This is a genomic window from Niveispirillum sp. (genome assembly GCF_017996735.1).
Classification (GTDB): domain Bacteria; phylum Pseudomonadota; class Alphaproteobacteria; order Azospirillales; family Azospirillaceae; genus Niveispirillum.
Genome location: NZ_JAGOGJ010000197.1, coordinates 1 through 8,732 on the forward strand (window position 1 = coordinate 1; position 8,732 = coordinate 8,732).

Here is an 8,732-nt window from a genome sequence, read left to right on the forward strand (position 1 = left end):
CCCGGGCCCTGGCCGGCCGGTTCGGCGGGCCGGCGGGCGCCCTGTCGGTGGCCATCGTGGCCGACAATGTGCCGCCGGAGCGGCGCGGCAAGACAATGGGCATGGTGATGGGGTCATTGTCGATCAGTGCGGTTCTGGGCGTGCCCCTGGCCCTGGAACTGTCGCACCTGTTCGGCTGGCGCGTGCCGTTCCTGACGGTGGCGGGCATGGGGCTGGTGATCATCCTTGTGGCCGTGCGCCTGCTGGGGCCGCAGCGTGCGCACATGGCGGCGCCACCGGTGCCCCTGCGTCAGGCGCCGGCCCATCTGTTGCGTATCGCGCGGGGTGTTCTGCCGGCCCTGGCCTTTGCCCTGTCCTTCATCGCCATCGTGCCCAGCTTCATGCTGATCTCCAACATGGCGGTGTTTGTACAGTTCAACCTGGGCTTTCCCCGTGAACAGCTCGGCATGCTCTATATGGTCGGCGGGGTGCTCAGCTTTTTCGGCATGCGGGCGACGGGCGCGTTGGTCGACCGCTATGGTTCCACCCCGGTGACGACGGGCACGGCCCTGGGCCTGGCGACGCTGATCTGGCTGCTTTATTACGACTGGTATTGGGCGGCGCTGCCCATCGTGGCGCTGGTTCCGGGCTTCATGGTGTTCAACAGCGCGCGCATGGTGGCGCAATCGGCCGCCATCTCCAAGGTGCCCGCCCCGGAGGATCGCGCCGGTTTCATGGCGCTGGTGCAGTCGGTGACACAGGTGGCCGGCGGGCTGGCCTCATTGACCGGGGCCGCGATGCTGTCCACCGGGTCGGGGGGGCAGCTTCTCAATATGAAATATGTGGCGTTGGTGGCACTGTGCGTCACCCTGCTGGCCCCGCCCCTGATCTGGGCGTTGGAGCGCCGGCTCCCACGGGATGCGGGTATCAGCCACCGCGTGCGGGCCGTGATGAAGGGAACTTCCGGCGGCTGAGGCCCGGGGGAATTGTACCGGTGGCATCCGAATATCACCGATCCGGGTCAGCCCCCCCATGCCGCCAGCTGGGCACAAAAAAGCGCGGCACCCGTGAAGGTGCCGCGCTTTGTCTGTGAACGTCGCCGAACGGTGGATCAGGCCGTGATGTTCACGAAGCTGCCACGCGTGCGGCCAGAGGACAGAGCCTCCTGCCGTTCATTGTCGGTCGGATTGGTGTTGGTCTGCTGATTGTCCTGCTGGGTGGCGGTGGCTTGCTGTGCCTGCTGATCGGCCGGGGGAACCGGCTGAACACGCGTATTGCTCTCCGCCGGGCGGACGCCCGGTGTCTGGAAGACGGAAGAGCTGTAAGAAGACACGCCGCTGATCGCCATCACACACCTCGATTGTTGAGGACAAGGTAAGCTGCATGGCAAAGCCCGTCAATCCGCGATCGGCGCAGGGCCGGAGCCATACCCATGCGCGAGTAAGGATTTTCGTAACGAATTCGCCACGATACGGCCCCGTGATGGCGGCGGCCGGGCTTGCCCCACCCGGTCACCGGGGTTATTGCTTGAATTACCGAATAAAATCCGGCTGCACCGGCGCTGATGATGATGCGGGGGCCGGGCAACGAACAGGGGTAGGTCTTTTGCAATCCACGGACAATGCCGCGGCGGCCCAATGGTCCTCGCGTTTCGCCTTCCTGATGGCCGCCATCGGATCTTCCGTCGGGCTGGGCAATATCTGGAAGTTTCCCTACATGATCGGCACGGGGGGCGGGTCGGCCTTTATGCTGGTCTATCTGATCTGTGTGCTGGGGGTCGGCCTGCCCATCCTGATCGCCGAGTTGGCATTGGGCCGCATGGGGCGACAGGGGCCGATCGAGACCCTGATCGATCTGGGCCGCCGGTATTCGGGCCGGGCCACCTGGGGTCTGGTCGGCTGTGTCGGGGTGCTGGCCGCGGTCCTGATCCTGTCCTTCTATTCGGTGGTGGCGGGCTGGTCGCTGGCCTATATCCCCAAGCTGCTGACCGGGCAGATGACGGGCCTGTCGGGGGCCGACACGGGCAAGGCGTTCGGCGACTTCCTGGCCGATCCCTGGGCGCTGACCTTCTGGCATGCCCTGTTCATGCTGCTGACCATCATTCCGGTGGCGCGTGGCATCCAGGCCGGCATCGAAAAGGCCGTGGTCTGGATGATGCCGCTGCTGTTCGCGCTGCTGGTCTTGCTGTGCATCTATGCCGGGATCGAAGGCGACTTCGTCCAGGGCATGACCTATCTGTTCAAACCGGATTTCGGCGCCGTCACCTGGGATGTGGTGCTGGCCGCCACGGGGCAGGCCTTCTTCTCCCTGTCGATCGGGCTTGGCACCATGCTGGCCTATGGCGCCTATCTGCCGAGTGGCGTGTCCATCCCCCGCACCTCCGTGGTCATCGTCTTTGCCGCCATCATGACGGCGGTGCTGGCCGGGGCTGCCATCTTCCCCATCGTCTTCGCCAATGGCCTGAACCCGTCGGAGGGGCCGGGACTGGTGTTTGTGACGCTGACGGTGGCGTTTGGCGCCATGCCGGGCGGGGCGGTGTTCGGGGCGGTGTTTTTCGTGCTGCTGGCCATCGCGGCGCTGACCTCCTCCGTCTCGCTGCTGGAACCCATCGTTGCCGCCTTCTCCGGCCGCACCCGCCTGTCGCGCTCGGCCCTGGCCTGGACGGGCGGTATCGTCGCCTGGGTGCTGGGTTTCCTGACCTTGTTCTCCTTCAATATCTGGTCGGATGTGCATCCGCTGGGCGGCACGCGCACCTGGTTCGACTGGATCGATTTCCTCACGTCCAACATCCTGCTGCCGCTGGGCGGGGTGATGCTGGCCCTGTTCGCGGGCTGGGTGGTGACGCGGGAGGACAGCGTGAAGGCATTGGGCTTCGAAAGCCCGTTCCTCTATGCCGTCTGGCGTGTGCTGGTGCGCATAGTGGCACCAGTCGGTGTCGTCGCAGCGGTCGTTTCCAATATCGTCTGAAGCCCTGACAGTGGAGCGGTGTTCCCTGGCCGGAAAACCGCTTTGCGGCGCCGCAGGGAACATGGGATCGGCCTGGATCGTTTGCGATCAAGGCCGATTGTTATCATCTTGAATGAAGGGACCCCGCGATGATCAATCTGCTGATGAATGTGCTGTGGCTGCTGCTGTTCGGCTGGAATGCCGGGCTGGCCTGGCTGACGGCGACCATCGTCATGGTGGTGTCGATTGTCGGCATTCCCTGGGCGCGCGCCGCCTTCAATATCGCTCTGTTCATGTTCTGGCCCTTCGGCCGGGTCGCCGTGGCCCGCGATGACCTGACAGGGCGGGAGGATATCGGCACCGGCCCCCTGGGCTTCATCGGGAATGTGATCTGGTTCCTGTTCGGCGGCATCTGGCTGGGCCTGGGCCATCTGCTGATCGGGCTGGTCTGCTGCATCACCGTGATCGGCATTCCGTTCGGCCTGCAGCATTTCAAATTTGCCGGTCTGGCCTTTGCCCCCATCGGCAAGACCATCGTCGACCGCGAAGTGCTGGAAGCCGTTCGTTACCGGTAAGCGGGGCACCGGACGCCGCCGTATCACCGGTCATCAATGATGACCGGTGATACGGTATCAGATCCGCTCCGACAGCCAGATGGCGGTCCGCGATCCCGCCTTGATCAGGGCCGACAGGACGGGATAACCGGTGGCCAGTTCCGCCTCGTGCGCCAGACCGATATCACGGTGCTCCAGCTCCTCGGCGCGGAACTGCTCGATGGTGGCTTTCAACGGGGCTTCGTCGGGGCCCAGATTTTCCGCCTGTTCGGCATAATGCTGGTCGATCACCTCTTCCACGGCCACGGTGCAGGCCATGGCGGCGCGGCTGCCCATGACGGCCGTTCCGGCCCCCAGCGCCCATCCGGCCACATGCCAGAAGGGTTGCAGCATGGTGGGACGCACGCCGCGTTCACGGGCCAGCCCGTTGAACGTGTCCAGGTGCACCTGCTCCTGCTCCGTCATATGGCGGATCATGGGGCCCTTCTCGCCCTTGCCCAACACGGCCATCTGCCCCGTATAGATACGGACGGCCCCATATTCGCCCGCCTGATCGACGCGGATCATCCGGTCCAGGCTGGGCGTGCCGTCGCCCGGCAGGCGGCGGGGCCGTGCGGCCACCGGCACTTCCCCGGCATCGGCGACGGGGCCGTCCTTCAGCGGACGCGGGGACAGAAGATGGGCGGGAAGGCCGGGATTGGGATTGCTCATCGCACCGACTCCGTGGAAAAGGCTGCCTTCACGGCGAAAAGCGCCAGGATCAGGCTGGCGATGGCGCTGTATCCGGCAATGGAGATGCCGAACAGCGACCAGGGAATATCGTCACAGCGCACGACGGGCGCCGCCAGGATGGCCGCGCGCAGATCGTCCAGACCGCCGGCGCTGATCGGGGCGGTGCAGGCGGTGAAACCTTCCCACCATTTCTGTTCGACACCGGCATGGAACAGCGAAATCCCTGCACCGACCAGAAAGACCAGCCCGCCCAGCAACAGGCTGGCCCGCCGCTGACCCGCCGACAGCCGCAGCAGGGCAGATGGCAGCAGCGGCAGGATGGCCGTCATATAGGCATAGCGCTGCCACCAGCACATCTCGCACGGGTTCAGCCCGCCCCAATATTGCGAGGCGAAGGCGGTGCCCAGGGCGCCCAGTGCCGCCAATACCAGCAGGGCGGAGGGAAGCCGGGGTGCGGCGGTCAGGCGGGCAAAGGCGGAGGGCGGGGCTGTCATCATGCCCGACACTATAGTCGTGGCCATGGATGACGCAAAGGCCCGCCCGCATGGGACCGATGGCCGCAATCGCCGCCATCTCATGCTGCTGGCGTTACAGGATTTCATTGACCGCCCGCCGATCATCATTATAGTGCGGCCTCGCGTTGAAGCGCTCGGTGCCTCCGTGGCGAAATGGTAGACGCGGCAGACTCAAAATCTGTTGCCCGAAAGGGCGTGTTGGTTCGAGTCCGACCGGGGGCACCAATCTTTCCAAATGCCTGGCTGCGGGTGATTTGTTTGGGGCCGGGTCCGGCTCCGCCCGGGTTATGGCGACCTGCTGGGTAACCGGGCCATTCCCTTGTCAGATTTTGAAACGAGATTTGGCGAACCGCTCGCCAAAGTGATGCTGCGGTTCGATGAGTTGCGCGACGGGCTGGCTTCGGGCGCGCTGGTCGGCGACGCCTTCGTCAAGGCCAGCCAGGAATATGCCGAACTGGAACCCGTGGCCGCCGCCATCACCGAGATGCGCCGGGCCCATGCCGACATGGCGGACCTGGAAGCCATGGCCGCCGGCGACGATGCCGAGATGCGGGACCTGGCGGCAGACGAACTGGCCGAGGCCCGGCGGCGCCTGCCCGATCTGGAACGCCGTATCCTGCTGGCCCTGCTGCCCAAGGACGAGGCTGACGAGCGCAACGCCATCCTGGAGGTGCGCGCCGGCACCGGCGGCGACGAGGCCGCCCTGTTCGCGGCCGAACTGTTCGAGATGTACAAGCGCTATGCGGTATCCCAGGGCTGGCGGTTCGAGACCATGGATGTCAGCGAGACGGGCATCGGCGGCTATAAGGAAGCCAGCGCCACCATCACGGGGCGCAGCGTGTTCCGCCGGCTGAAATTCGAATCGGGCGTCCATCGGGTACAGCGTGTGCCCGCCACCGAGACCCAGGGCCGAATCCATACGTCCGCCGCCACGGTCGCGGTGCTGCCCGAGGCGGAAGAGGTGGATATCCATATTGATGAGCGCGACCTGCGCATCGATGTCTTCCGGTCTTCCGGTCCCGGCGGTCAGTCGGTGAACACCACGGACAGCGCCGTGCGCATCACCCACCTGCCCACCGGCATCGTGGTCAGCCAGCAGGACGAAAAAAGCCAGCACAAGAACAAGGCCAAGGCCATGAAGGTGCTGCGCGCCCGCCTGTACGAGGCGGAGCGTCAGCGGCTGGCCGATGCGCGCGCCGCCGATCGCAAAAGCCAGGTGGGATCGGGTGACCGGTCCGAACGTATCCGCACCTATAATTTCCCCCAGGGTCGCATCACCGACCATCGCATCAACCTGACGCTTTATGGTAAGATCGACAGGTTCATGGCCGGCGAGATGGATGAAGTCATCGACGCGCTGATCGCCCAGGAAGAGGCGGAAAGACTGGCCGAACTGCAATGACGCGGGCGAACCGCGCCGGTGCATACTGAATGATTGTTGGCGGGCCCCACGATAAAGGCGGAGGAAACCCGATGTCCAACCCAGGCAATCCGGCAAATCCCGGCACACCGCCGGATTTTTTCATGCGTTTTCCCATGCGCGCCGTGAGCAGCGCCGATCTGGACGCCGTTCTGGCAGAGAATGGCGCGCCGCCGCTTTCCATCCTGTTCCTGTGGGGGCGCGACTGTCCCAACTGCGACATCGCCAAACACGCCATCCTGTCGGCGCCGCCGCGTTTCCTGTGGCCGGAGGTGCGCTGGCTGCACGACAATGTCTATGACGACATGGAAATGGCCAACCGGTTCAGCCTGCACGGCATCCCCGTCTTCTTCGTGTTCCGGGGCAAGAAGCTGATCGGCAAGATGACCAGTTGGCCCGGCATTGGCGATTTCACCAATGTCATCGCGGGGCAGATCGCGGGCCTGCCGGGATATCATCCGCCGCCGGGGCGGCCGAAACTGACCCTGGTGAAGGCCTGACGATTTTTTCGGGGGGCCGGTGTCGGCATCGGCCCCCTGTCTCCGTCCTTGGGCTGTCAGGGCCGGACAAACCGGCCGTAACCTGGATCAAGGAGAGGCAGATGCGCGTGATGGTGATCGTCAAGGCCACGGCGGACAGCGAACAGGGCGCCATGCCCAGCATGGAACTGCTGACCGCCATGGGTGCCTATAATGAGGAACTGATCAAGGCCGGTATCATGACGGGCGGCGACGGGCTGAAGCCCACCGTGCAGGGCAAGCGCGTCGCCTTCGACGGCGCGTCGCGCAGCGTCGTCAGCGGCCCCTTCGCCCCCACTACCGAACAGATCGCCGGCTTCTGGCTGTGGCAGGTGAAGGATATGGACGAAGCGGTGGAATGGGTGAAACGCTGCCCCAACCCCATGCCGGGGCCTAGCGAGATCGAAATCCGTCCGCTTTACGAGGAAGCCGATTTCATGTGAGGGGGGACATTTCCCCCGGTTTCTCCACCCGGTCCCGTTCGGCCGCCAACCGGCCGAAAACGGGCCGGGCCTGGGGCGCCAGCATGCGCTGGCGTTCACGCACCTTGGCCCGCGTGGGGTTGGCATAGATCTGCTTGGACGCCTCCACCATATGCACGCCGGCAAAGGCCCGGAACCAGCGATGGCCCACCTCCTCCACCGCCGGCGCGCTGGCCAGCAGGAACCGCAGGCGGGTGGGTGGCAGGAACAGGGCGCAATCCTCCCTTTCCGGCACGAACATGTTGGCCTTCAGGGTGCTGCGCAACTGCCCCGGTGAAAAGGGGCTGCCCAGGCCGAAGGGGGTGCGGTCCGATCGCGCCCAGATGCCGCGCCGGTTGGGCACGACCGTAATCAGGCGCCCGCCACCGGCCATGACCCGCCAGATCTCCTGCATCAGCGGCCGCAATTCCTCGGTACATTCCAGTCCATGGACCAGCAGGATCCGGTCGATCGACATGTCGGGGAAGGGCAATTCCGCCTCGTCCGCCAAGGTCACCTGGCCCGGCCCGTCCGGCGGCCAGGCGATGACGCCCTGGCTGGCCGGCATTACCGCCATCACCCGCTCCGCCTCTTCCTGGAACATGGTCAGATAGGGTGTGGCATAGCCGATGCCCAGCACCCGCTGACCCCGCAGGTCGGGCCATAGCTCCCGGATGCGGCGGCGGATCAGGCGGCGCACGACCTGGCCCGTGCTGCTGCGATAGAATTCGCGAAGATCAAGGACGTCGCTGTACATGGGGCCCAGGATAACACGGGGGCCGTGCAATGCATGCAGGGTAAAGAAAGGGCAAAAGAAAAGCCGGCTGTGCCTGGCACGCCGGCTGTAGATGATCATCCCCGGATCGGCGAGACACGTCCAGGGTTCCATCCCGGTGGGGTGGCGGTGACCCGCAGCACCTCACGGCAGGGCGGACAATACGCCAAAGCCGGGCCGGTGCCAGTCATGAATGCTAAGGGCTTCCGTCATTTACGCCCCCAGTCACATTTCTGCAACATGGTGCGGCGCAGCGGGCACGCCCGCCCGACGGGTGGCGGCACCCGCATCAAGGGGCGGCCGGCTTCTCCGGCGCGACATAGCGGAAGCTGATGCTTTTGGCCTGCGAACCGTCGCGTTCGGGCACGCGTGATTCGAATTTTGTGGACTGGTTGGGGAACAGCCGGCGCACCGGCGGCACGATGCGCCAAGCGTACAGTTCCTTGCCATCCTCACCCAGGGCCACGGCCTGGATATCGGGCACATCGCGCTGGCTGTCCGACCGGTTGGCGATTTCCCCGGTCACGAACAGCATATTGATGCCTTCGATGTCGCGGATTTCCACCTTTGTGGTCTTGGCATCGCCCGGTTCGGACAGGCCCGTGCCCGGCAGTTCGGCCAGTCCCACCATTTCATAAAGGGGGAACGCGGCCGGCCAGGCCTGGATGATCGTATCCTTGCCGTAATAGAGGCCGGCACCGATGCCGCCCACCACCAGCGCCAGTGCGGACCAGGCGATGATGGCGGCCCGCCGGGCCTTGGACTGGCCGGGAAGGGCGGGCAGGTTGCTGCCCTTGGGCAGGGGCCGCGGCCGGAAGGGCCGGGCCAGACC

Annotated in this window: 11 protein-coding genes and 1 tRNA gene; 7 read left to right on the forward strand and 5 right to left on the reverse strand. The window is 65.4% G+C overall.

Features of this window, described 5'->3' with window-relative positions:
- On the forward strand, nt 1–953 hold a 953-nt coding region (locus tag KBA48_RS30900; RefSeq protein WP_292912533.1), incomplete at its 5' end, for an MFS transporter.
- Nucleotides 954–1,090: 137 nt separating this feature from the next.
- On the opposite strand, the gene KBA48_RS30905 is transcribed toward KBA48_RS30900, so the two are convergent.
- Nucleotides 1,091–1,327 carry a hypothetical protein gene (locus KBA48_RS30905; protein WP_292912534.1) on the reverse strand — a complete coding sequence of 79 codons (237 nt, stop codon included), beginning with the start codon at nt 1,325–1,327 and terminating at the stop codon, nt 1,091–1,093.
- 257 nt (nt 1,328–1,584) lie between these two features.
- Here KBA48_RS30905 and KBA48_RS30910 point away from each other — a divergent pair, with 257 nt between their 5' ends.
- The gene (locus KBA48_RS30910; RefSeq protein WP_292912535.1) at nt 1,585–2,946 is read left to right on the forward strand and encodes a sodium-dependent transporter; all 1,362 of its coding nucleotides are present in this window, start codon (nt 1,585–1,587) and stop codon (nt 2,944–2,946) included.
- Between the two features lie 128 nt (nt 2,947–3,074).
- Nucleotides 3,075–3,500, forward strand: a complete 426-nt coding sequence (locus tag KBA48_RS30915) for a YccF domain-containing protein (protein ID WP_292912536.1) — start codon at nt 3,075–3,077, stop codon at nt 3,498–3,500.
- A gap of 57 nt (nt 3,501–3,557) precedes the next feature.
- On the opposite strand, the gene KBA48_RS30920 is transcribed toward KBA48_RS30915, so the two are convergent.
- Together KBA48_RS30920 and KBA48_RS30925 are read right to left on the reverse strand one after the other, a co-directional pair.
- Nucleotides 3,558–4,046, reverse strand: a complete 489-nt coding sequence (locus KBA48_RS30920) for a demethoxyubiquinone hydroxylase family protein (protein WP_292912543.1) — start codon at nt 4,044–4,046, stop codon at nt 3,558–3,560.
- Nucleotides 4,047–4,186: 140 nt separating this feature from the next.
- Nucleotides 4,187–4,732, reverse strand: a complete 546-nt coding sequence (locus KBA48_RS30925) for a disulfide bond formation protein B (protein WP_292912537.1) — start codon at nt 4,730–4,732, stop codon at nt 4,187–4,189.
- Nucleotides 4,733–4,865: 133 nt separating this feature from the next.
- Between KBA48_RS30925 and KBA48_RS30930 the strand changes: the two genes are divergently transcribed.
- The 4 genes from KBA48_RS30930 (at nt 4,866) to KBA48_RS30945 (ending at nt 7,107) form a co-directional block, all read left to right on the forward strand.
- Nucleotides 4,866–4,951 (forward strand) — tRNA-Leu (locus tag KBA48_RS30930).
- Nucleotides 4,952–5,045: 94 nt separating this feature from the next.
- The gene (prfA, locus tag KBA48_RS30935) at nt 5,046–6,128 is read left to right on the forward strand and encodes a peptide chain release factor 1 (RefSeq protein WP_292912538.1); all 1,083 of its coding nucleotides are present in this window, start codon (nt 5,046–5,048) and stop codon (nt 6,126–6,128) included.
- Nucleotides 6,129–6,250: 122 nt separating this feature from the next.
- The gene (locus KBA48_RS30940) at nt 6,251–6,646 is read left to right on the forward strand and encodes a thioredoxin family protein (RefSeq protein WP_292912539.1); all 396 of its coding nucleotides are present in this window, start codon (nt 6,251–6,253) and stop codon (nt 6,644–6,646) included.
- A gap of 101 nt (nt 6,647–6,747) precedes the next feature.
- The gene (locus KBA48_RS30945; protein ID WP_292912540.1) at nt 6,748–7,107 is read left to right on the forward strand and encodes a YciI family protein; all 360 of its coding nucleotides are present in this window, start codon (nt 6,748–6,750) and stop codon (nt 7,105–7,107) included.
- Here the strand turns inward: KBA48_RS30945 and KBA48_RS30950 are convergent.
- Nucleotides 7,100–7,882: a class I SAM-dependent methyltransferase gene (locus tag KBA48_RS30950; RefSeq protein ID WP_292912541.1), complete on the reverse strand. Its 783-nt coding sequence runs from the start codon at nt 7,880–7,882 to the stop codon at nt 7,100–7,102. The two genes, KBA48_RS30945 and KBA48_RS30950, sit on opposite strands and share 8 nt — an antisense overlap.
- A 307-nt stretch (nt 7,883–8,189) precedes the next feature.
- A partial coding sequence (locus KBA48_RS30955; RefSeq protein ID WP_292912542.1) for a DUF3426 domain-containing protein occupies nt 8,190–8,732 on the reverse strand: 543 nt, incomplete at its 5' end.

Coding starts and splice junctions, on each gene's coding strand:
- KBA48_RS30945 (WP_292912540.1), top strand. CDS start 6,748: ATGCGCGTGATGGTGATCGTCAAGGCCACGGCGGACAGCGAACAGGGC.
- KBA48_RS30950 (WP_292912541.1), bottom strand. CDS start 7,882: ATGTACAGCGACGTCCTTGATCTTCGCGAATTCTATCGCAGCAGCACG.
- KBA48_RS30905 (WP_292912534.1), bottom strand. CDS start 1,327: ATGGCGATCAGCGGCGTGTCTTCTTACAGCTCTTCCGTCTTCCAGACA.
- KBA48_RS30915 (WP_292912536.1), top strand. CDS start 3,075: ATGATCAATCTGCTGATGAATGTGCTGTGGCTGCTGCTGTTCGGCTGG.
- KBA48_RS30925 (WP_292912537.1), bottom strand. CDS start 4,732: ATGGCCACGACTATAGTGTCGGGCATGATGACAGCCCCGCCCTCCGCC.
- KBA48_RS30920 (WP_292912543.1), bottom strand. CDS start 4,046: ATGATCCGCGTCGATCAGGCGGGCGAATATGGGGCCGTCCGTATCTAT.
- KBA48_RS30940 (WP_292912539.1), top strand. CDS start 6,251: ATGCGTTTTCCCATGCGCGCCGTGAGCAGCGCCGATCTGGACGCCGTT.